The following is a 19,307-nucleotide window of genomic DNA, read 5'->3' as shown; positions in this document are numbered from 1 at the left end:
ATTCTCTATTCGGGGTGTCGTTTGCAGGCTTTGACTTGTCGCCTACTCAGCCTAGAAAAGCTCTAAGAAACGGGAGAGCGCAATGAGCGACGACGCATTGGTAATTTTCACGCCTTCGGGCAAACGGGGCCGTGTGGCCAAGGGCACTTCGGTCCTCGAGGCCGCACGCAAGCTGGGGGTCGACCTCGACTCGGTCTGCGGCGGGCGCGGGATTTGCTCGAAATGTCAGGTCGCTCCGGGTGTGGGCGAATTCCCCAAACACGGGCTGACGGTTGCCGAAGATGCGCTGTCCCCGATCAATGCCGTTGAAGAACGCTATGACCGCGTGCGTGGCCTGAAACCGGGCCGCCGCCTTGGCTGTCAGGCCTGTGTGCAGGGCGACATCGTGATCGACGTGCCGCCCGAAAGCCAGGTCCACAAGCAGGTGATCCGCAAATCCGCCACCGAGCGCGCGATGGAGATGGACCCGGCCACCCGCGCCTTTTTTGTCGAGGTGCCCGAACCCCGCATGGACGACCCGAAAGGCGATTTCGAACGCCTCGCCCGTGCCTTGGAGGACGACTGGGGCATCGAGGGGGTCGAGGCCGATCTGTCGGTGCTGCGCAAGCTTCAGCCCGCGCTGCGCAAAGGCGGCTGGAAAGTGACCGTGGCCGTCAATGACGCGCGTGACGGCAACCGCCCGCGTATCGTGCAAATCTGGCCCGACTACCGCGACGCGCCGCTGTATGGCCTTGCGATTGATCTGGGCTCGACCACCATCGCGGGCCATCTGGTCGATCTGACCGACGGGCGTGTGCTGGCCTCGGGCGGGGTGATGAACCCGCAGATCCGCTTTGGCGAAGACCTGATGAGCCGCGTCTCATATTCCATGATGAACGCAGGCGGTGCGGATGAAATGACCGCCGCCGTGCGGGCTGCCCTTGGTGATCTGGCGGCATCTTTGGCCGAAGAAGGCAGCATTGGGCCTGACGAGATCGTCGAGGCGGTCGTCGTGTGTAATCCTGTGATGCACCACCTTTTGCTGGGGATTGATCCGGTAGAGCTGGGTCAGGCACCGTTTGCGCTGGCGACCGGCACCGCGCTGGACATCGCCGCGACCGAGATCGGCATGGGCAACCTTGCCCCCGCCGCGCGCAGCTACATCCTGCCGCTGATCGCGGGCCATGTGGGTGCGGATGCGGCCGGTGTGGCGCTGTCGGAAGCGCCCGAAACCCGTGACGAGCTGTCGCTTATCGTCGATGTCGGCACCAACGCCGAGATCCTTCTGGGCAACCGCTCGCGCGTGCTGGCCTGTTCTTCGCCGACCGGCCCCGCGTTTGAAGGCGCGCAAATCTCGTCGGGTCAGCGCGCTGCCCCCGGCGCGATTGAACGCATCGAGATCGACCCCGTCACGAAAGACCCGCGCTTCCGTATCATCGGCAACGAGCACTGGTCGAATGAGCCGGAATTCGGTGATCCGCAAATCACCGGCATCTGCGGCTCGGGCATCATCGAGGCGGTCGCGGAAATGCGTATGGCAGGGCTTTTGGATGGCTCTGGCCTGATCGGCTCGGCCGAGCAGACCGGCACGCTGCGCTGCCAGCCGATGGGGCGCACCCATGAATATGTGATCCACGACGCCTCGCCCGATGGCCCGCGCATCACCGTGACCCAGGGCGACATCCGTGCGATTCAGCTTGCGAAATCGGCGCTTTACGCGGGCGCGCGCCTGTTGATGGACGAGATGGGTGTCGAGACGGTGGACCGCGTGGTTCTGGCGGGCGCCTTTGGCGCGCATATCAGCGCGAAACACGCGATGGTTCTGGGGATGATCCCCGACGCGCCGCTGGCAAATGTCAGCTCGGCGGGGAATGCAGCAGGCACCGGCGCGCGCATGGCGCTGTGCTCGGTCAAGGCGCGGCGCGGCATCGAACAGCAGGTGCGCCGCATCACCAAGATCGAGACCGCGATCGAGCCGCGTTTCCAAGAGCATTTCGTGGCCGCGAACGCCCTGCCCCACGCGACCGCCCCCTTCCCCGAGCTGTCGAAAATCGTCACCTTGCCGGATGTGAACTTCAACACTGGCGGCGGCGATGATGGCGGTCGGCGGCGTCGGCGGCGCGGCTAAGCGTCGCCCCTCGCGCAGGGGCAGCGACATTTCGCGCCCGCAGGGTTATCCTGCCTCCGGTGGAATACAGGAGGCAGGTATGACCGACAAAATTGTGCAACTCGGACCGATCGACCCCGAAAAACAGACCTCGCCGATCACTGACGAGCAAGCCACGGGTGAAGCACAGGAACGTGCGCCGTGCTGGTATAACAGCCAGCAATTCACTCAGGGCGCGCGCGTTTGCGGCGGTGGGCGCGTGATCGTGTGCCAGCAAAACGGCACATGGTGGAACACGCATGAGAAGTGCTGACAAAAACCCGCATTCCGGCGCTTGACGCCGGAGCGCGGGAGCCTTATCTGTCCGGCCACAGGCGGGTATGATGTAATGGTAGCCTGTCAGCTTCCCAAGCTGAACGCGCGGGTTCGATTCCCGCTACCCGCTCCAGATTTCCTTAAATCTATCGAATTGCACCGCCCCGAAGGGGCTGGGACTTATTTCGGCTTAGGCCGCCGCGGTTTCGCCGGCCAGCTTGCGGATGCGTTCGACCATCGCGCGCAACCCGTTCGAGCGCTGCGCCGACAGGTGCTCGTTCAGGCCAAGGCGCGCAAGTTCCGCCCCCGCATCGACCTTGATGACATCCGTGACGCGCAGCCCCGAATAAAGCGCGTGCAGCACCGCAATCAGGCCTTGCACGATCATCGCATCCGACTCACCGTCGAAATCAAACCGCGCGTCCGGACCCTGCCCTTCGATCCGCGGCAACAGCCAGACCTGGCTTGCGCAACCCTCAACCTTGATCGCGGGCACCTTCACCGCCTCGTCCAGACGCGGCAGTTCCTTTCCCAGTTCGATCACATGGCGGTAGCGGTCCTCCCAATCCTCCAGAAATTCGAAGGTCTCGGCGATTTCCTCGAAAGCCTCGGTGGCCATTGGTGTCTCCTTTGCCAATCTTGCCCCCTGCCTAGCCTTCCTGCGCGCGCGGGTCCAGACGCGGCTTTTCAAAACCGCGCCGATAGGCTACCCAAGAGGCGGGCGTGATGGTGCGCCCGCAGATCTCGGAGACCCCATGCGCAGCCCCCTTCTTGTGACGCTTGTTCTGGCTACCTCTGTTTCGGCCTGCGGCTTCAGTTCCTCCAAGCTCAACCCGTTCAACTGGTTCGGCAAAAGCGAAGAGGTCACGACGCTGGAACCCGAAGAGGGCTACGCCAAAGCGAAGGGCGATTTCCGCGTTCCGGTGGCGCAGGTGACGGCGCTGGACGTGAAGCAGACGCTGTCGGGGGCGATTATCTCGGCCACGGGGCTTCAGCCGACGCAGGGCTGGTGGGATGCGGAACTGATCGCGAAGAACGGCGGCACGCCCGAAGATGGCGTCCTGACCTATCGCTTCGTGATAGCCGAGCCGGACCCGCTTGCGCCTGCCGCGACGCGCGTCTCGACGCCGCAATCGCGCGAAGTAACGGTGGCGACCTATATCACCCGAACCAAGCTCGAAGGTGTGCGCAGCATCGTTGTCGAGGGCGCCGCGAACGCACGCTCGGTCCGCCGCTGATCGCTTAAGTCCTTTCTGCAACGGGAACGATCTGCGCTTTCCAGCGACGGATCAGGTCGTCGCGGCGCTTTGGGTATGTCTCCTCCAAAGCGGTCAATGAGCTGATCCTGTCAGTGCGGAAGTGACGGAAATCATTTCGTAATTCGCACCAAGCGGCAACAACCCGCGCCTGATCGAAAAACGCCAGAAACAGCGGCCAGATCACCCGTTCCGAGGGATCGCCCGCCTGATCCGCATAGTGGATCAAGAGCTTGCGGCGCTCCCGGATCGCACAACGCAGCGGGCGGCTGTCAAACCTTTCGGGCGCGCGCTTGTTGAAAGAGATCGGGCGAAGCGCATCGTCCAGCACGACGGGGCGCAAATCGGGCGGGGCCACCGAGGCCAGCTTTGCCACCAGGTCGCGCGCGGCGGATGCAAGCGAAGCATCCCCTTGCCCGGCCACCCAAGCAGCCCCAAGAGCCGCCACCTCCAGCTCGTCGATTGTCAGCATCAGGGGTGGCAGATCATATCCCTGATCCAGCACATATCCCGTCCCCGCCTCGCCGCGGATCGGCACGCGCTGCGCCACCAGTTCCGCCATATCGCGGTAAAGCGTGCGTAAGGAAACCTCCAGCTCATCCGCCAGCGCCCGCCCTGTTACCGGAGCCTTCCGCGACCGCAGTATCTGGATAATCTGGAACAAGCGCTCGGTTCTGCGCATTTTTCACCCCTTACAGACTGCTGACACAACGCTGTCAGCAGGGCACATTTATCAAGCTCTGGTAAGAGTAAACACGCAGGAGAACAACATGGAGAGAACCGGAAGCTGCGCCTGTGGCGCCATTCGTTTCAAGGTCACGGCCCCCTTTATCGGCAGCGGCGTCTGCCACTGCACAGATTGCCAGAAGGCCTCGGGCGGTGGGCCGAACTATGTGGCGCTTGCCCCGCGCGGCGCGATCACGCTTTTGTCCGGCACACCGAAGCGGTTCCAGAAGGCCGGAGATAGCGGGCAGCCTGCCACGCGGCTGTTTTGTGGCGATTGCGGGACGCCCCTGTGGAGCGAGCCTGCCGAGATGCCCTTCATGCCGGTCAAGCTTGGGGCGCTGGACGATAGTTCTGGCCTTGAACCGCAAATGCAGATCTATACCGGCTCCGCGCCCGCATGGCACCGGCTTCGCGATGACATCCCAGCCTTCGAGAAATCCCCGCCGATGAAACCCGCTGAAGGCTGATAGCCCTGCCCAACAAAACAAAGGGGGCGGCCGAAGCCACCCCCAAATCGTCGCCTGAAAGCGTGACGCCTTAGGCCAGAGCGATGTTGACCGCGGACTCGCGGCCATCACGGCCTGCTTCCAGATCAAAGGTCACAGCCTGACCGTCGTTCAGCTGACGGATGCCCGAACGCTCGAGCGCCGAGATGTGAACGAAAACGTCCTTACCGCCGGTTTCCGGTGCGATAAAGCCAAAACCTTTGGTCGAGTTGAACCATTTCACGGTGCCATTTGCCATCGTGGTGTCTCCTTAAATTATGCTATCCACACAGCGCGATAGCCCGGCCTAGAGTCGTCATATGATCTACTGAGGCCGCAAGGAAACAGAAGTCTTTAGAAGATGCTTAGCATGGCCTACCTAGTCGCTTGCGCGCATAAATTCAAGGGCTATTCCCTCACGCCCTCTTCTCCCACCGCATGTGCGCGTAATTTCGCCACATCAGCGATCATCGCGATGCTGCCCGAGATCGAGACGCCATAGGCCTGCAAGCGTGAGAAGCCGCGGCTCAGGCTTTCCGGCCCCATCCCCAGCATCCCCGCCAGCAGAAACTTGTCGACGGGGATCACCACATCGCAGGCCACAGCTTCAGGCGGCGTCAGGTCAAGCAGGTAGCTCGCAATCCGCTGCGTCGCCGTCTGCGCCTTGATCTGCGCGATCTCGCCGCTCAGGCGGGTGATATGGTCCAGAGTCGACGCAAGAAACGGGCCGATGATCTCGGGGTTGTCCAGAACCGCACGGCGCAAGAGCAGGCTGTCAAGGCAGATCAGCTGACAATCAGTGACGCATTGCGCCGAAACCGGATAGGGATCGAGGTTCAGCGCCGCAGGCTCGCCGAAACCCTGCCCGCGCCCATAGACGCCGACCACCACCTCGGCGCTGGTTTTCGAGATGCGGAACAGCTTGACCTGCCCCTCCAGCACAACAAAGGCCGTTTGCGCAGGCTCGCCTTGATAGAACAGCGTCGCCCCGCGCTTGAAACTGCGGATATGCGCCTGCTCCAAAAGCGCGCAACACACGTCCTCGGGGAGGTTTCCCAGCAGCACATTCTCGCGGATGATACCGCAAATATCGGGGAAATGCTTTGCATCCATAGGGCGTCACCGGAACGGTCTGGTGTGTCAGAGTGCTGCGGGGAAAATAATACTATCACAACGTGACAGAAGGAAAGCCGCCACCACCGGCATCGACCGGCGTCAATACAGATCACGGGCAGCAAGAGCGCACCGGACATTAATAAAAATCAACGGGATACAGAACTGATATAGAATAATTCCAGAACGACACCCTTGTCCACGCAAAGGTGGTATGACCCTGCGTCAAATCGCAAGATCACCTAAGCATCGGGCGTCTCAGACAACGAGCACCCGCACCGCGCCACCCTTTGCGCTCAGCGCAATCTCGCCCGAGGCCAGACGCAGCGCGTCCTTACCGAAGACCTCGTGCCGCCAGCCGGTCAGAGCCTCGACATCGTGTTTGCCCGCCGCGATCCGGTCCAGATCGGACGCCGAGGCAATCAGCTTGGCCGCGACACCGGCCTCGCTGCTTTTCGCCTTGAGCAGCACACGCAGCAGATCGGCCAGCGCGGTATTCACCTGCAGTTGCGCGTCATTCGAGGGCACCTTGGGCAGCGCCTCTTGCGGCACCGCCTGCCCCTCTTTCACCGCCTGCAAGATGCCGTCAGCGATGTCGCCACGGCGTGCCTCGCGCAGCAAAAGCCGCGACTTGCCCAACTCATCCAGCGAGGCCGGACGGGTCGAGGCCAGCTCCAGGAGCGCATCGTCCTTGAAAATCCGCGAGCGCGGAATGTTCTTGTTCTGCGCATAACCCTCGCGGAAACGCGCGAGTTCCCGCACCACGGCCAGAAACCGGCCCGAGTTGGTCCGCGTTTTCACCCGCAGCCACGCGTCTTCAGGGCGGTTGATATAGGTCTCTGGGTTCAGCAGGATCGCCTCTTCCTCTTCGACCCATGCGTCGCGGCCGGTTTTCTTCAACTCGGCAGCAAGGAATTCGTAGATCACGCGCAGATGCGTCACATCGGCAATCGCGTATTTCAGCTGTGCCTCGGTCAGCGGGCGGCGCGACCAGTCGGTAAAGCGCGAGGTTTTATCAAGGTTCTGGCGCGCGATCTTTTTGACCAGCGTCTCATAGCCCACCTGTTCGCCAAAGCCGCAGACCATCGCCGCGATCTGCGTATCGAACAGCGGATCGGGGAAGACGCCCGCCTCGATGAAAAAGATCTCGAGGTCCTGCCGCGCCGCGTGGAACACTTTGACTGTGTCGGTATGGCGGAACAGATCGTAAAGCGGCTCAAGCGACAGACCATCCGCCAGCGGGTCGACCAGAACCGCGTCGCCCGCATCCTTGCCCTCATTCGGCAGCGCAAGCTGCACAAGGCAGAGCTTGGACCAATAGGTGCGTTCGCGAAGGAATTCGGTATCTACGGTGACGTAGGCTTTGGTCTTGGCCTTCGCGCAGAATTCGGCGAGGGCGTCGGTCGTGGTGATCGTTTTCATGCACGCTTCCTTGGGCGCGGGGTCATCCCGCTGTCATATTCCCTTTAAGGCTGCGTGCACAGAAAGGAAAGCCCCGCGTCACCGCCCAAAGCGATGCGACGCGGGGGCAATCTGGGTCAGACGCCAAGGAACTCCAGATCCTCTTCCGGTGCATCGGCGGTTTGGACCTCTTCGGGCACCGGCACGGCGGGCATCTCGAACCCGTCGTAAAGGGTCACGATGTCGGACGCGCCCCAACCGACCAACGTCACGCTGTCATTGCCACTAAACCCGATCACGGCATTACCGTCCTCGTCGTCGTCCAGCGTCCAGTCGTCGGCGGCACCATCGGTCAACGAATGTCCGCCGATCATCAGCGTGTCCTGATCCGCGTCGAAATCCTCGATCACCGCATGGGCCTCGAAACGGTCGTCATCCTCCCCAAGGCGCAGGTCGAACCGGTCCGCCCCCGAGCCGCCCGACAGCACATGACCGCCACCTTTGGCGAGGCTGGCAACAAGGGTGTCGTCCCCCTGCCCGCCCTGCAATTCGGTCGTGCGCTTGCCGGCGTAAAGATAATCGTCCCCGCGCCCACCGATCAGAGTGTTCTCGCCATTGCGCGAATACATGATGTCATCGCCTTCAAGCCCGTTCGCAACATAGGCCGTGCCGTCGATATACATGGTCTCGGCGTCGGAGGTGCCAAAGATGCTTGCGTTGGCAGCCAAAAGCGCCTTGCTGCTCAGCCCTTGGAAGACAACCAGATCCGGGTCGCCGCTTTCATTCGCGATCGAGAGCGTCGCATCCCCCGCCGCATTATTTTCCAGCAGCATATTGGACGGCAGCTCGTGCGGATTGATCACCTGTCCGTCGATCTCAAGATGATCGCTGTTCGGATCGAAGTCGCGGATCAGGGCCGTTGCAACCTTCGCGTTGCCCCCCGCCCCGAACAGCGCGAAGGTGTCATCGCCCGCCCCGCCGGTCATGTCTTGCGTCACGTCTTTGGTCATGACGGCCCGCAGATCGTCCGATCCCTCGCCGCCATCCAAAACACCGCCACGCGCGCCGAGGACAAGCGCGTCGTCCCCCTCGCCACCGATCAGCGTATCGCCAACGCCAAATGCCAGGATCGTGTCGTTGCCAGCCAGACCGTTGACCGACACCGCATCGTCTTCGACACGGATGTAATCGTCACCTTCAGTGGCCACCGGCCCGGTTATTCCTGATTGAACTGTAGCAGCAAATTCAGCAGTCGCCGCTGCAGTCGCGGCGTTTTCAATTTGGTCCATCCCCATGCCCCGTAACAAACCATTAACCAGATACTATCGAAAGATTACAGAAATCACCTTTTGATGGAATAGGGCAAATTCAGGGCAATGTCCGCAGATTGGAGTCTATTACGACCTAGCGGGCCATTCGTTTCACTTACAGCGACAATGGACCACGTTCGCCTGCAACGAAGCGGCGCAATACGGCCGGATAAAGGCGGTGCTCTTGCACCAGAACCCGCGCGGCAAGGGTCTCGGGCGAATCCCCGGCCTCAACCGGAACGCGCGCTTGCCCCAGGATCGGGCCGTCATCCAGAACCGCCGTCACCTCATGCACAGTCGCGCCCGCCTCGGCGTCACCCGCCTCGATCGCGCGTTGATGCGTATGAAGACCCGGGTATTTCGGCAAAAGCGAGGGGTGGATATTCAGCATCCGGCCCTCGAAATGGCGCACAAAATCGGGGGTCAGCACCCGCATAAAACCCGCAAGGCACACGATGTCCGGCTTAGCTGCCAGAATGGGTTTCAAAAGCTCGGCCTCAAAGCCCGCGCGATCCTTGCCAAAGGGGCGGTGATCCACCGCAACCACCGGCACGCCCATCTTGGCGGCCTTCTCAAGGCCAGCCGCAGACGGGTCGTTCGAGGCCACCAGAACAGGCGTCGCATAGCCGCCCGCCTGCATATCCTCGACGAGGCGGACCATGTTCGACCCACCCCCCGAAATCAGGATCGCGACGCGCTTCACAAAAGGGCGCCCGTATAGGCCACGCCCTTGCCTTCGGTCACAGCGCCGATGCGGGTGACGGTTTCACCCTCAGCGGCCAGAAGTGCGGCTATGTCATCAGCCTTGTCGGCCGCAACAACGACGATCATGCCGATGCCCGAATTGAAGGTTTTCAGCAGTTCGGCCTCGGCCATGCCTGCGGTCTCGGCAAGCCAGCGGAACACCGGCGGCAGCTCCCACGCGCCCAGATCAATCGTCGCGCCCAAGCCTTCGGGCAGGACACGCGGCAGGTTCTCGGTCAGGCCGCCGCCCGTGATATGCGCCAGCGCATGAACGCCCCCCGCGCGCACCGCCTTGAGGCATTGCGTCACATAAAGACGGGTCGGCGCCAGCAGCGCTTCGCCAAGGCTGCCCTCGCCCCACGGACAATCGGCGTCCCAGCCAAGGCCCGAAATCTCGACGACCTTACGCACGAAGGAATAGCCGTTCGAGTGCACCCCGTTCGAGGCCAACCCAAGCAGCACATCGCCCGCCTGCACGCCTGCGGGCAGGTCCGAACCGCGCTCCATCGCGCCAACAGCAAAGCCCGCGAGGTCAAAGTCGCCCTTGTGATACATCCCCGGCATCTCGGCGGTTTCGCCCCCGATCAGCGCGCAGCCCGATTGCGCACAGCCCTCGGCAATCCCCTCGATGATGCGGGTCGCCTGATCCAGCTCCAGCTTGCCAGTCGCAAAGTAGTCAAGGAAGAACAGTGGCTCCGCGCCCTGACACACCAGATCATTCACGCACATCGCCACAAGGTCGATGCCGATCGTATCCACGACGCCCGTGTCGATCGCGATACGCAGCTTGGTGCCAACGCCATCGGTCGCGCCAACAAGGATCGGGTCCGAATAGCCCGCGTCCTTCAGATCGAACAGCGCGCCAAAGCCGCCAAGCCCCGACATCACGCCCGAACGCGTGGTCCGTTTCGCCGCCGGTTTGATCCGGTCAACCAGCGCATTGCCTGCATCAATATCGACGCCGGCGTCGGCATAGGTGAGGCTGGTCTTCTTCTCGCTCATGGCAGCTCTCCGCGATGGGGATTCCGTTTCGCCGCAGCGTTAGCGCAAAGGGACAAAATGGGCAACGCTGCAGTGGCAAACTACCCAAGGTTTCTTGACGCCGCCCTGTCCTGTGATAGGGAAGCGGTGCGGCAACAGGTGGGCCTGTAGCTCAATTGGTTAGAGCAGGGCGCTCATAACGCCTTGGTTGGGGGTTCGAGTCCCTCCGGGCCTACCATCCCCGCACCTGTTGTTGTGAGGCACACCATGTCTTTTCCGTGAATCACAGCATCCGTTTTCCGCGGCGCCACGAAAAGTTTCCAACTTATTGTAATTGAAAGACATTCAAGACGACGCAAAGCGCCCGCACCTGCCTGCTGTCAGATGCCAGGCAAAGACCACTTTAGGTCGCATTGCTGATCCAAAATGGAGAACCGGCCTTTCGCGCAGATCGCAACGGCTGGCAGGAACGACTTCGTCATCGCGAATGCTGCGCTTCGCCCCAATAGCGGCTATGCGCAGATAGCGGGCTTTGCAAAGTGTAGGGCCGAGATCAGGGTTAGCGTTCCGTCCGGCCCAGAGCGGCCATTGATCATAATGCCCCAAGCCGCAGCGTGGCTTCACTGGACCAGCCGTTCGTGCATCGTGCAGCATTTTGACGGCAGCGCGGCACAACGACGACCTCGCCGGTATGCACCTCCTAGGTGTCATCAAGCGATTCCGCCTTCAGCGTCGAAACGCTGGATGCGAAACCTTTGTTGTCCACCGTTCCAACTATGCCCGAATTGACGTGACACCCCCTGCAGTCTAGCCGGTCGGGGGTGCCGCATGGCGACCTTTGGGTCATTTCTTCCCCAACGGCACAAATTCAGTCGCCCCCTTAGGCGCTCAGGTCCACCTCCACATCCAGAAACGGAGCATATTGCTGCGCACCAAAGATGTCGCCATGGCCGGCGCTGCCCGAGGGACGCTCACGCAGGATCGTGAATTTAATCGCATAGGCCGGGTCATATTCCACGAAATCCGTCAGCCGCGCCGGATCGACCCCCAGCACCGCGCAAACGCTTTCGCGCGTGAGGGCTTTGGCGCGCTTGACCATCTCATAGGTGTCTTTCTCGCGGAAAATCACATCGAAGGTGATCTTGTCGGTGCCGGCGTTTTTCGAGCGGATCGTCTTGGCCAAATCGCCGAGTTTCTTGCGGGTGTTCATGGGACTCTCCTCAGCCGATCATCGTGGTATGGGTCGGGAACAGTTCAAGCGGATCGTCCACCGCCATCGTGTGATTGAGCGTCCAGCGATATGCCGGACTCGCCTGCATCACCTCGTCGAGCACAAACGAAACACCGCCAGCCGTGCCCTTCACATCGGGTAGCCGCGCGTAAAAGAGCTGGCGGGTGCCTGTCATGGTCACTTCTTCCGCCATTTCGCGGGTAGGCGCGACGCCTTGCACGACAACACAGAGCTCGTGGCCTGGCTGGTCTTTGAGTGGCTCCATGTCTCCCATCACACCATTGCGACCAAAGACAGAGTAGTGTAATTCCCAGCCATCCGGGCCAAAGCGCTCTTCGGTTTGGCGCCGCGCCCATGCGATGACCTCATCCACATGCGCGATCGTGTAGGGGTCGCGGATGCCCGCCATGCCGACGAAGCGTTCGCCAACCTTGCCCGAGCCTTCAAGCTTGACGCGAAACTGCTCCGCCGGAACAAAGCTCATACCGGTCACGCGGGTGGTTTTTTCCGTGGCCTGCTCGTAATGGCAATGCGTCATGTCGAGCATTCCGCCCGCCACGAACTCATGGAATGGGTTTGAGCGTTCATCCATACGCTCGAATTTCCGGCTCTCGATCAATACGAGGCCGAGGTCACCAATTTTTCCAAAGCCATCCGGGGCGAGGACGCCCCCTATTTCGATCTGGCCGATGCCCGCGCCAACGCAGCCGTTTGTGACGCCATCTTTGCAGCGGCGGAAAGCGGAACCTGGGTCACGGTCAAAGGAGCCTGAAATGACTGTCAAACTTGCTCTTATTGGTGCCGGACGTATCGCCAATGTCCACGCCGACGCGATTGCTGTGCGCCGCGATGCCGCGCTTGTCGCCGTTGCCGACGCCCTACCCGAGGCTGCGGCGGCTCTGGCCGCACGCACTGGTGCCAAAGCTGCCACCATTGACGAAATCGCAACCGATGCCGCGATTGACGGAGTGCTCGTCTGCACCCCCACCGATACGCATGCCGATCTGATCGAAAAATTCGCCCGCGCGGGCAAGCATGTGTTTTGTGAAAAGCCTGTCGATCTTGAGATCACCCGCGCGCAAGAGGTGGTGGACATCGCGCATGAGGCGGGCGTCAAGCTGATGCTCGGTTTCAACCGGCGTTACGATCCGGGCTTTGCCGCCGCGCGCAAAGCCATCACTGATGGCAAAATTGGAAAAGTCGAGATGGTGACAATCACCTCGCGCGATCCCGGCGCTCCCGATATGTCCTATGCCGCGCGCTCGGGCGGGATTTTCCGTGATATGACTATCCACGACCTGGATATGGCTCGCTTCCTCTTGGGTGAGGAACCCGCCTTTGTCTCGGCTCATGCAGCTGTATTGGTGAAGCCCGAGCTGTCCGAAATTGGTGATTATGACAGCGTCACAGTAATCTTACAGACAGCGACGGGAAAGCAGGCCGTCATCACGAACTCACGCCGGGCGACCTATGGTTATGATCAGCGGATCGAGGTGCACGGAGAGCTTGGGGTCGTCGACGTCACCAACCATTTGGAGAACAACCTGCGCATCGGGCTTGCGGACGGCTATCAGACGGCGCCATTGATGAATTTCTTCATGACGCGTTACCTGCCCTCCTATGCGGGCGAAATTGTGGAGTTCATTTCCTGCATCAGCGAAGATCGCGCACCCGCGACGACTGGCATGGACGGGGTGATTGCGCTGCGTATTGCGAACGCCTGCCTTGCTTCGGTCGAGACCGGACAACGCATCGCGCTATAATCTCTTCTCGCAAAGTGACACATGAGAAAGGGCGCCTAAGCGCCCTTTCTCATTATCTTTCTCCGGGCGTCAATCCTGCCAGTTGATCCGCACTGGCGCATTGATCACGCTCGCTTGCTGGATCGCATCCAAGACTTGTGCCGCACGATATCCATCTTCGATCGAGCCATTCTCGAACGGCTTGCCCGCGTCGATTGCGCTCAGGAATTCGTGGATCATAAAACCGAACACCTCGGCATAGCCGATCGAGACCAAGTCGTGCGGCACGGCAGCCAGTGCCCCAACCGACGGCGAGGAAGGCCGGTTAGGAACGCGCGCAAAATTCGCAGGCCCTGTCCCATCCATCAGCGCAATTTCGTAATGTGAGGGCTGTTCGGTCGAAAACCGTGCCGTCCCTTTGGTGCCATGCACTTCGATGGCCAGACGGTTTCCCGAGCCCACGGCTACCCGGCTGGCCGACACATATCCCTGCGCCCCATTTGCAAAACGCACTAGGCCCGACATCACATCGTCATTGTCGACCTTCTCTTTTTTCTTCGACAGCTCGACATGACCGTGCCCCACCGCCGTCCCAAGGGGCAGATATCGCTCGCCAATCGAAATCGTCGAGGCAGCCCCCACGACCTCGGCAACATCGCCGAACAGAAAGCGCATTGCATCAACCGCATGCGTTCCCAGATCCAAAAGCGCCCCCGGCCCTGCCTTGTCGAACTTGTAGCGCCACGAGTAGGGCAAAAGCGGATCGGCTGCATAGTCACACTGGAACAACACCGAAATCTGGACAGGCTTCCCCAGATCTCCGGCGGCAATCCGTTGCTTGATCTGCGCAAGTGCCGGAATACGGCGGTAGTTGAACACCGTCCCCGAAATACAGTCGGCCGCGCGAGCGGCCTCGTGGACAGGCCGTGCATCATCCGCATTCAGCGCCAGCGGCTTCTCGCAAAGCACATGCTTGCCTGCTGCCAGCGCCCTCATCGTCACTTCAGTATGAAGCATATTTGGCAAGCAGACCGAAACCACTCCTACTTCGGGATCAGCGAGGACCTCCTCCCACGAACTGGAAACACCCTCAAAGCCGAATTTATCGGCCAGATCCTGCGCGAGCTTCGGATTCATATCGCAAACCGTGCGCAGCCTAAGAGCGCCACCTGAAAAGCGATGGGCAAACTGTCGATAGGCTGAGGCATGCGCCGCCCCGATCATTCCCGCCCCGATAATCGCAATCCCCATCTTGGGCATAGAAACCTCCTCCAATTCTCTGGTGAAGGAAATCTATCGGAACTCCGAAAGGTTTCAGCGCGGTTGGTGATGCTTTTCAATCAAGGGAGCGGCGCGGCTTGGCGCAGGTTTTCCGCCGCCTGGCGATCAAATCTATTTTTGCAAACTCGTCATGCTAATCTAGGGCGACCGACTTCCGCCCTCCTCTGGTGCGATGGCCTGACGAACGCCGTTTCGGACCGGCCTGCATTTTGCGCAGGGCTTCAACTGGCGCGTCCTTCAGGTCTTCAAGCGATTTCGCGATATCCGGGGTCGGCGCTCTGTTGATCTGCCTCGCTCCGATCAATGTCACAACCATCAGGCCCGCGCCGACGGCGCAGCCTATGATTACGGCAAGAGTGTCAGTCGACATCGGGCCTCCCCTTTCGAGGGCATTCTGCGCCAAAGCAACCGGTTTGTCAGGCGTCGATACGGGTTGATTGGTCGCAACAGCGTTCGGCTCCTCCTACCCGATATACCCCCGCCACGAAGTATCCAGCCGAGGCGCGTGCACCCAATCTTGAGGGTAGCCCACCGAGACATTCGTCAGCTGCGTCTGCCCGATCCGGAATGACGCCTCATTATGCGTATGGCCAAAGAACCAGTGCGCGGGCTGATGATGCTCGATCAAGGCGGTCAGATCCGAGGCATAGGCCGCGCCGACCTCGGCATCGGGCGCGAGGCTCATCGGGTGTGGTGCGTGATGCGTGACCACGATCGTGCGGCCATCGAACGGCGTGCTCAGGCGCTCGTCCAGCCAGCCAAGGTGCTGCGCGTGAACCTCGGTCGTGTGATGCGGCCGGAGCTTGCGGTAATGCTCGCGCTCGACGCGGATGCAGCGGTAGTCATTCATCCGCTCCATCGCCCCGGCGCCGTTGCGCCCGCGATTGCCGCCGAGCATCATGTCGGTCCAGAGCGTGCAGCACAGGAGCCGCGTGCGGCCGAGGACGATCTCGCGCTGTTGCACAAAGCGGGCGCCCATCCCCTGCGCGATGGCCTCGAGCTTATCCTCGCGGTCCAGCCGCCCGTCGTAATAGTCGTGATTGCCCGGAAAGAGGCAGACCTTCGAGAGGTCGATGTGCCGGCCAATGCTCGCCAGCGCATATTTCCAGCGCACATGGGCCTTGTTGCTCAGGTCGCCCGCGATCAGCAGAAGATCAACCCCCGAGAAATCCGCGTTCGCCAGCGGGTCCTTTCTTGCCTCTTGCCAGAAGTCGTGATGCAGGTCCGCAAGGATCAGGATTTTCGGCATGGGGGCTCATTATCCAAGTAGATCAGGAAAGCCTAACAGCTACCTCTCCCATACAATGCCCGCAATGCGAGGATCATCCGCAAACGCCCCGGGCGGAAACTCGACCCCAAGACGCGGATACTCGCGAATGGCCTGCGCTCCGGTCCGATTGATACGGATACGCCAGGTCTGGAGTGAAACCGGCGCGGGGCTTTGAAAGGCACGGCAGGTCAGGACAGCCACATTCGCCGCCCCCGCCGGATCGCGCACAGAGGCGTAACGGATCGCCTCCACTCCGATTTCACGGGCGGCATCGGCGAGGCTCTGACAGGCGCCATAGTCGGTCGGGTGGCGCCATCGGGCCGCATCCTGCTTCAGGGCTCCAGTGGTCAGATCCAGCGCAACGGGGCACACCAGATCGACCGCGAATGCCGTGTATTCCGCCACACCATCCGGAAAGGGCGTTGTCGGGCTTTCCGCATAAAAGAGGAAGCGATAGAAGACCATTTCGGCGACCGCCGTCTCGGGCTTCCCTGCCCCATACCAAACCCCCGGCGTCATCCCCGCGCGACGAAATCGCGACCCATAGGGATAAGGCCGGTAGCGAAACGGCGTCGAAAGCAGGTAGTCAAGATGTCGGCATTCCGGTGGCACGGGCGGCTTGGTCTCTTCCAGAATGGCCTCAAGCACATCCTGCTCGCCAAGCGTATCGACAAGCTTGAGTGTCGAGACCTGATGCTGCGCCTCGACCAGCCGCCAGGCCACCCCCTCAAGCGGCCCCGTCTCAGAGCGGAGCGCGTCGGGCGTCCAGATAGGCAACGACATCCACAAGTCCTTGAACAGAGGCGATCCGCTCGGCGGGGCGCGCGCCAAGAGCCGAATTGGGCGCGTCAAGCCACGCGCGCGCAACGCTTTCATTTCCGCCCGTTATCGCATCCAGCGACCGGAAGGCGCGCACCAGAAGCGCTGCAAGCTCGAACGGTTTGCTATGCTCCGCCAGCAAAGATGCACCGCTTCTGAAACGGGAAACCTGTGCCTCGGAGACCCCTAGCACCTCAGCCAACAACCGCCCGGAAATATCGAGCCTCTCAGCCGCCCGGATGGCAGCTTTGGTCAGGATCGCCGCGCGATCCGTAGCGGCGGCCTGTCTGTGAGTATTCAGCATGACGCCCTCCTGTTTCTGAGGGAATAATAATGCATCAACATTTCTATGGAAAGGTTAAATCGTCATCTCTGATGCGACCTCCAGAGAATGAACACGCCCAATCCCACCATGGCGAGTTTGGTTATGATGTCGAAGCCCAGGGTAATTTCGTGCGGGAAAATGTGATTTTTTCGTTCCGCTGGGGCTATTTAAGACTGAGAATTTTTCGCAAAATCGCAGCCAGCACCTGCGGGAATTCCGATAGAATATCCCCCTTCCCTGGCGCGATCAAAAGGCGAAAGCCATGCTACCCCTCGCCCATTCCAGCTCCTCAAAATAGGTTATCCACAACTCTTTTTTCGCAAAATCAATACATTTTTCGCATATAAAACAAATGGTTAACTAAAACCAATCTATGATCGAGAAGGACGCCGTGATTTTTTTCACTTTGGGTTTTCATCTGAATGCCCGAAATTATGGTCAGTCGCGATCACGCAACGAAGAAAAGCGGGGTCAAGAAAAAACGCGCGCCAAATGCGGCGCGCGCCCAGAGTTGGGGTGCGAAGCACCCGGTAGTTACTTGTCACCCTAGAGACCAAAAATGGTCCTGGCAAGCGAGCTCCGCACCCCGAAACAGTAAATGCAACTTCGGAGACCCAGTCTCCGGAGAACGGAGACGTCATGGCGGGACACAACTGTCATAGCACCACAGGCGGTGGTGATCGGTTTGCAGGTAAAATGCCGTTTGCGGCAGTGCCTGTTCAGGCGATGGAGAAGGATCTATCGGCCGACCATGAAGCGTCCATCTGCAGTGCTCGCCCACCTTCCGGAGTGGACTTGTCGCTTGAAAAGCTCGATCTGATGCTCCCCTATGACGGCCTGCGCAATACGGTCCGGCGCAGCCAGTCCGCCAAAACCGGCATGTTTGTGGGGCGCACCGAGGAAGATCAGGGGCGCCCGCGCCCGATCGGTTTTGAAAGCGGCCTCGAACGTGCCGTCGCGATTTCCTGTCTGCTCCATCCCCAGACGGTCGGGCTGAAATGCCAGCCCTTGACCGTTCATTTTGATCCCCCCGTCAGCGGCACTAGATCCCACACTCTCGACTATCTCCTCTCGCAGCGGTGCGGTGCTCAAACATTCATCTTTGTCAAAAACGAAGAGGCACTGGCGCGGCCGAAGATGGAGGCGCTGACACGCGCCATCCGAGTGGCACTGCCTGACGGCTTCCGGTTCGCAGTGATTTCCGAAGCGTCGTTTCCAGTCCCGAATAGTGACTGATGAGTGACCTTAGGTTACACAATCGACCATCAGCCAACGAAACTAGAGCGAAAAATGCAGAACATCGCCAAACCTTCTGTTCAGTCCTTGCTTCTGCAAATGCGGTTCAAGGGCCAACCGCTCTCCACCGGAACTGGCTTTGTATCGATCTCTGCAAAAGGTCCACTCTTGATCACCAACCGACATAACCTCACCGGACGACGTAAGTGACCTGCCACTGATCTTTCATCCAGCCGCGACCGGAGCCCGGTTTCTGTTTTCGCCATTTGGCGCGGGGTTAGCAATCGCCCGGCGCGCGGAGCTTTCATCTCGCGCGAGCCAGGGCGGGCGATTGCGGTGGTCAGGGTTCGCGCGTAGTCAGCCGGGGTTTGGTAATCCAGGGCCGAATGGGGACGCTCGGTGTTGTAGTCGGCGTCCCAGGCCGCGATCACGACGCGGGCATCGGCCAGGTTGCGGAACATCGTCTCATTGAGCAGCTCGTCGCGCATCCGACCGTTGAAGCTCTCCACGAAACCATTCTGCATCGGCTTGCCCGGCGCGATGTAATGCCATTCGATCCGGTGCCCGGAACACCACCGCAGGATCGCGTTACTGGTCAGTTCCGCCCCGTTATCGCCAACAATCATGCCCGGCTTTCCGCGGCGCTCGATCAGGGCCGTCAGTTCACGGGCAACACGCCGCCCCGAGATCGAGGGTCGCCCCATGCGGTCGACGGATCGCAGCCAGGCATTCACGGGCGACGTCATCGACCACGTTGAGCCCCCGGAAGCGCTGGCCACTGGCGAACTGGTCATGGACAAAATCCAGCGACCAGCGCGCATTGGGCCGCGCTTCGACCAGGCCCGGATCCCGATGGCCTTGCGCCGGGCCTTTCGCTTGCGCACTGTCAATCCTTCATCGCGGTAGAGCCGATAGATCCGGTTGATCCCCGAGGGTTCAGGATGCCGGTGATCTGTTCGTCCGTGAACCTCGTTCGCTTCATTGTC

At 60.8% G+C, this 19,307-nt stretch carries 21 protein-coding genes, 2 tRNA genes and 1 pseudogene; 8 read left to right on the top strand and 16 right to left on the bottom strand.

Translation table 11 applies throughout. The features are described from left to right. Positions 1-82: 82 nt before the first annotated feature. The 3 genes from RYZ20_RS00855 (at position 83) to RYZ20_RS00845 (ending at position 2,534) form a co-directional block, all read left to right on the top strand. Positions 83-2,107 carry an ASKHA domain-containing protein gene (locus RYZ20_RS00855; RefSeq protein ID WP_317669989.1) on the top strand — a complete coding sequence of 675 codons (2,025 nt, stop codon included), beginning with the start codon at positions 83-85 and terminating at the stop codon, positions 2,105-2,107. Between the two features lie 79 nt (positions 2,108-2,186). Then, on the top strand, positions 2,187-2,399 hold the full coding sequence (locus RYZ20_RS00850; protein WP_317669988.1) for a DUF1496 domain-containing protein: 213 nt from the start codon (positions 2,187-2,189) through the stop codon (positions 2,397-2,399). Between the two features lie 61 nt (positions 2,400-2,460). Then, a tRNA-Gly gene (locus tag RYZ20_RS00845) sits at positions 2,461-2,534 on the top strand. A 57-nt stretch (positions 2,535-2,591) separates the two neighbouring features. On the opposite strand, the gene RYZ20_RS00840 is transcribed toward RYZ20_RS00845, so the two are convergent. Beyond that, on the bottom strand, positions 2,592-3,020 hold the full coding sequence (locus RYZ20_RS00840; protein ID WP_317669987.1) for a SufE family protein: 429 nt from the start codon (positions 3,018-3,020) through the stop codon (positions 2,592-2,594). Between the two features lie 136 nt (positions 3,021-3,156). Here RYZ20_RS00840 and RYZ20_RS00835 point away from each other — a divergent pair, with 136 nt between their 5' ends. Further along, positions 3,157-3,639, top strand: coding sequence for a hypothetical protein (locus RYZ20_RS00835; protein WP_317669986.1), 483 nt, complete (start codon positions 3,157-3,159; stop codon positions 3,637-3,639). 4 nt (positions 3,640-3,643) lie between these two features. Here the strand turns inward: RYZ20_RS00835 and RYZ20_RS00830 are convergent, their stop codons facing one another. Then, positions 3,644-4,339: a helix-turn-helix transcriptional regulator gene (locus RYZ20_RS00830; RefSeq protein WP_317669985.1), complete on the bottom strand. Its 696-nt coding sequence runs from the start codon at positions 4,337-4,339 to the stop codon at positions 3,644-3,646. A gap of 88 nt (positions 4,340-4,427) precedes the next feature. On the opposite strand from RYZ20_RS00830, the gene RYZ20_RS00825 reads away from it, so the two are divergent. Further along, positions 4,428-4,850, top strand: coding sequence for a GFA family protein (locus tag RYZ20_RS00825; RefSeq protein WP_317669984.1), 423 nt, complete (start codon positions 4,428-4,430; stop codon positions 4,848-4,850). 70 nt (positions 4,851-4,920) lie between these two features. On the opposite strand, the gene RYZ20_RS00820 is transcribed toward RYZ20_RS00825, so the two are convergent. From RYZ20_RS00820 to purM, 6 genes are all read right to left on the bottom strand, one after another. Then, complete coding sequence (locus RYZ20_RS00820; protein WP_317669983.1) at positions 4,921-5,127, bottom strand: cold-shock protein; 207 nt, start codon at positions 5,125-5,127, stop codon at positions 4,921-4,923. Between the two features lie 149 nt (positions 5,128-5,276). Then, on the bottom strand, positions 5,277-5,981 hold the full coding sequence (locus tag RYZ20_RS00815) for a Crp/Fnr family transcriptional regulator (protein WP_317669982.1): 705 nt from the start codon (positions 5,979-5,981) through the stop codon (positions 5,277-5,279). A gap of 258 nt (positions 5,982-6,239) precedes the next feature. Then, positions 6,240-7,403, bottom strand: a complete 1,164-nt coding sequence (gene rnd, locus RYZ20_RS00810; protein WP_317669981.1) for a ribonuclease D — start codon at positions 7,401-7,403, stop codon at positions 6,240-6,242. A gap of 116 nt (positions 7,404-7,519) precedes the next feature. Then, positions 7,520-8,590: a calcium-binding protein gene (locus RYZ20_RS00805; protein ID WP_317669980.1), complete on the bottom strand. Its 1,071-nt coding sequence runs from the start codon at positions 8,588-8,590 to the stop codon at positions 7,520-7,522. A 217-nt stretch (positions 8,591-8,807) separates the two neighbouring features. Then, complete coding sequence (gene purN, locus RYZ20_RS00800; protein WP_317669979.1) at positions 8,808-9,395, bottom strand: phosphoribosylglycinamide formyltransferase; 588 nt, start codon at positions 9,393-9,395, stop codon at positions 8,808-8,810. After that, entirely contained in the window at positions 9,392-10,438 is a 1,047-nt protein-coding gene (gene purM / locus RYZ20_RS00795; RefSeq protein ID WP_317669978.1) for a phosphoribosylformylglycinamidine cyclo-ligase, read from the bottom strand. Before purM ends, purN begins: the two co-directional genes overlap by 4 nt. A 140-nt stretch (positions 10,439-10,578) precedes the next feature. On the opposite strand from purM, the gene RYZ20_RS00790 reads away from it, so the two are divergent. After that, positions 10,579-10,655, top strand: a tRNA-Ile gene (locus RYZ20_RS00790). A 642-nt stretch (positions 10,656-11,297) separates the two neighbouring features. Here RYZ20_RS00790 and RYZ20_RS00785 read toward each other — a convergent pair. Beyond that, positions 11,298-11,627, bottom strand: coding sequence for a DUF4387 domain-containing protein (locus tag RYZ20_RS00785; protein ID WP_317669977.1), 330 nt, complete (start codon positions 11,625-11,627; stop codon positions 11,298-11,300). Between the two features lie 10 nt (positions 11,628-11,637). Next, on the bottom strand, positions 11,638-12,267 hold the full coding sequence (locus RYZ20_RS00780; RefSeq protein WP_317669976.1) for a hypothetical protein: 630 nt from the start codon (positions 12,265-12,267) through the stop codon (positions 11,638-11,640). 154 nt (positions 12,268-12,421) lie between these two features. On the opposite strand from RYZ20_RS00780, the gene iolG reads away from it, so the two are divergent. Next, complete coding sequence (iolG, locus tag RYZ20_RS00775; protein ID WP_317669975.1) at positions 12,422-13,411, top strand: inositol 2-dehydrogenase; 990 nt, start codon at positions 12,422-12,424, stop codon at positions 13,409-13,411. 69 nt (positions 13,412-13,480) lie between these two features. Here the strand turns inward: iolG and RYZ20_RS00770 are convergent, their stop codons facing one another. From RYZ20_RS00770 to RYZ20_RS00750, 5 genes are all read right to left on the bottom strand, one after another. Beyond that, entirely contained in the window at positions 13,481-14,650 is a 1,170-nt protein-coding gene (locus tag RYZ20_RS00770) for a Gfo/Idh/MocA family protein (protein WP_317669974.1), read from the bottom strand. A 154-nt stretch (positions 14,651-14,804) separates the two neighbouring features. Beyond that, positions 14,805-15,041 carry a hypothetical protein gene (locus RYZ20_RS00765; protein ID WP_317669973.1) on the bottom strand — a complete coding sequence of 79 codons (237 nt, stop codon included), beginning with the start codon at positions 15,039-15,041 and terminating at the stop codon, positions 14,805-14,807. A 93-nt stretch (positions 15,042-15,134) separates the two neighbouring features. After that, the gene (locus RYZ20_RS00760; RefSeq protein ID WP_317669972.1) at positions 15,135-15,920 is read right to left on the bottom strand and encodes a metallophosphoesterase; all 786 of its coding nucleotides are present in this window, start codon (positions 15,918-15,920) and stop codon (positions 15,135-15,137) included. Positions 15,921-15,959: 39 nt separating this feature from the next. After that, positions 15,960-16,724, bottom strand: a complete 765-nt coding sequence (locus RYZ20_RS00755) for an RES family NAD+ phosphorylase (protein WP_317669971.1) — start codon at positions 16,722-16,724, stop codon at positions 15,960-15,962. Further along, positions 16,684-17,064 carry an antitoxin Xre/MbcA/ParS toxin-binding domain-containing protein gene (locus RYZ20_RS00750; protein ID WP_317669970.1) on the bottom strand — a complete coding sequence of 127 codons (381 nt, stop codon included), beginning with the start codon at positions 17,062-17,064 and terminating at the stop codon, positions 16,684-16,686. Before RYZ20_RS00750 ends, RYZ20_RS00755 begins: the two co-directional genes overlap by 41 nt. Positions 17,065-17,724: 660 nt before the next feature. On the opposite strand from RYZ20_RS00750, the gene RYZ20_RS00745 reads away from it, so the two are divergent. After that, complete coding sequence (locus tag RYZ20_RS00745; protein ID WP_317669969.1) at positions 17,725-18,321, top strand: hypothetical protein; 597 nt, start codon at positions 17,725-17,727, stop codon at positions 18,319-18,321. 225 nt (positions 18,322-18,546) lie between these two features. Here RYZ20_RS00745 and RYZ20_RS00740 read toward each other — a convergent pair. Continuing rightward, positions 18,547-19,241 (bottom strand): annotated as a pseudogene (locus tag RYZ20_RS00740) (integrase core domain-containing protein); the annotation flags it as partial. Positions 19,242-19,307: the final 66 nt, after the last annotated feature.

Source organism: Pseudothioclava alba (assembly GCF_033100795.1).
GTDB lineage: Bacteria > Pseudomonadota > Alphaproteobacteria > Rhodobacterales > Rhodobacteraceae > Pseudothioclava.
This window is presented reverse-complemented; position numbering and strand designations above follow the sequence as displayed.

Excerpts from the sequence above, each read along its gene's own strand:
- RYZ20_RS00820 (WP_317669983.1), bottom strand. The coding sequence starts at position 5,127 with ATGGCAAATGGCACCGTGAAATGGTTCAACTCGACCAAAGGTTTTGGC.
- RYZ20_RS00765 (WP_317669973.1), bottom strand. The coding sequence starts at position 15,041 with ATGTCGACTGACACTCTTGCCGTAATCATAGGCTGCGCCGTCGGCGCG.
- RYZ20_RS00785 (WP_317669977.1), bottom strand. The coding sequence starts at position 11,627 with ATGAACACCCGCAAGAAACTCGGCGATTTGGCCAAGACGATCCGCTCG.
- RYZ20_RS00770 (WP_317669974.1), bottom strand. The coding sequence starts at position 14,650 with ATGCCCAAGATGGGGATTGCGATTATCGGGGCGGGAATGATCGGGGCG.
- RYZ20_RS00750 (WP_317669970.1), bottom strand. The coding sequence starts at position 17,064 with ATGCTGAATACTCACAGACAGGCCGCCGCTACGGATCGCGCGGCGATC.
- iolG (WP_317669975.1), top strand. The coding sequence starts at position 12,422 with ATGACTGTCAAACTTGCTCTTATTGGTGCCGGACGTATCGCCAATGTC.
- purM (WP_317669978.1), bottom strand. The coding sequence starts at position 10,438 with ATGAGCGAGAAGAAGACCAGCCTCACCTATGCCGACGCCGGCGTCGAT.
- RYZ20_RS00815 (WP_317669982.1), bottom strand. The coding sequence starts at position 5,981 with ATGGATGCAAAGCATTTCCCCGATATTTGCGGTATCATCCGCGAGAAT.
- RYZ20_RS00745 (WP_317669969.1), top strand. The coding sequence starts at position 17,725 with ATGGCGGGACACAACTGTCATAGCACCACAGGCGGTGGTGATCGGTTT.
- RYZ20_RS00755 (WP_317669971.1), bottom strand. The coding sequence starts at position 16,724 with ATGTCGTTGCCTATCTGGACGCCCGACGCGCTCCGCTCTGAGACGGGG.
- RYZ20_RS00840 (WP_317669987.1), bottom strand. The coding sequence starts at position 3,020 with ATGGCCACCGAGGCTTTCGAGGAAATCGCCGAGACCTTCGAATTTCTG.
- RYZ20_RS00855 (WP_317669989.1), top strand. The coding sequence starts at position 83 with ATGAGCGACGACGCATTGGTAATTTTCACGCCTTCGGGCAAACGGGGC.
- RYZ20_RS00830 (WP_317669985.1), bottom strand. The coding sequence starts at position 4,339 with ATGCGCAGAACCGAGCGCTTGTTCCAGATTATCCAGATACTGCGGTCG.
- RYZ20_RS00835 (WP_317669986.1), top strand. The coding sequence starts at position 3,157 with ATGCGCAGCCCCCTTCTTGTGACGCTTGTTCTGGCTACCTCTGTTTCG.
- RYZ20_RS00825 (WP_317669984.1), top strand. The coding sequence starts at position 4,428 with ATGGAGAGAACCGGAAGCTGCGCCTGTGGCGCCATTCGTTTCAAGGTC.
- RYZ20_RS00760 (WP_317669972.1), bottom strand. The coding sequence starts at position 15,920 with ATGCCGAAAATCCTGATCCTTGCGGACCTGCATCACGACTTCTGGCAA.
- rnd (WP_317669981.1), bottom strand. The coding sequence starts at position 7,403 with ATGAAAACGATCACCACGACCGACGCCCTCGCCGAATTCTGCGCGAAG.
- RYZ20_RS00850 (WP_317669988.1), top strand. The coding sequence starts at position 2,187 with ATGACCGACAAAATTGTGCAACTCGGACCGATCGACCCCGAAAAACAG.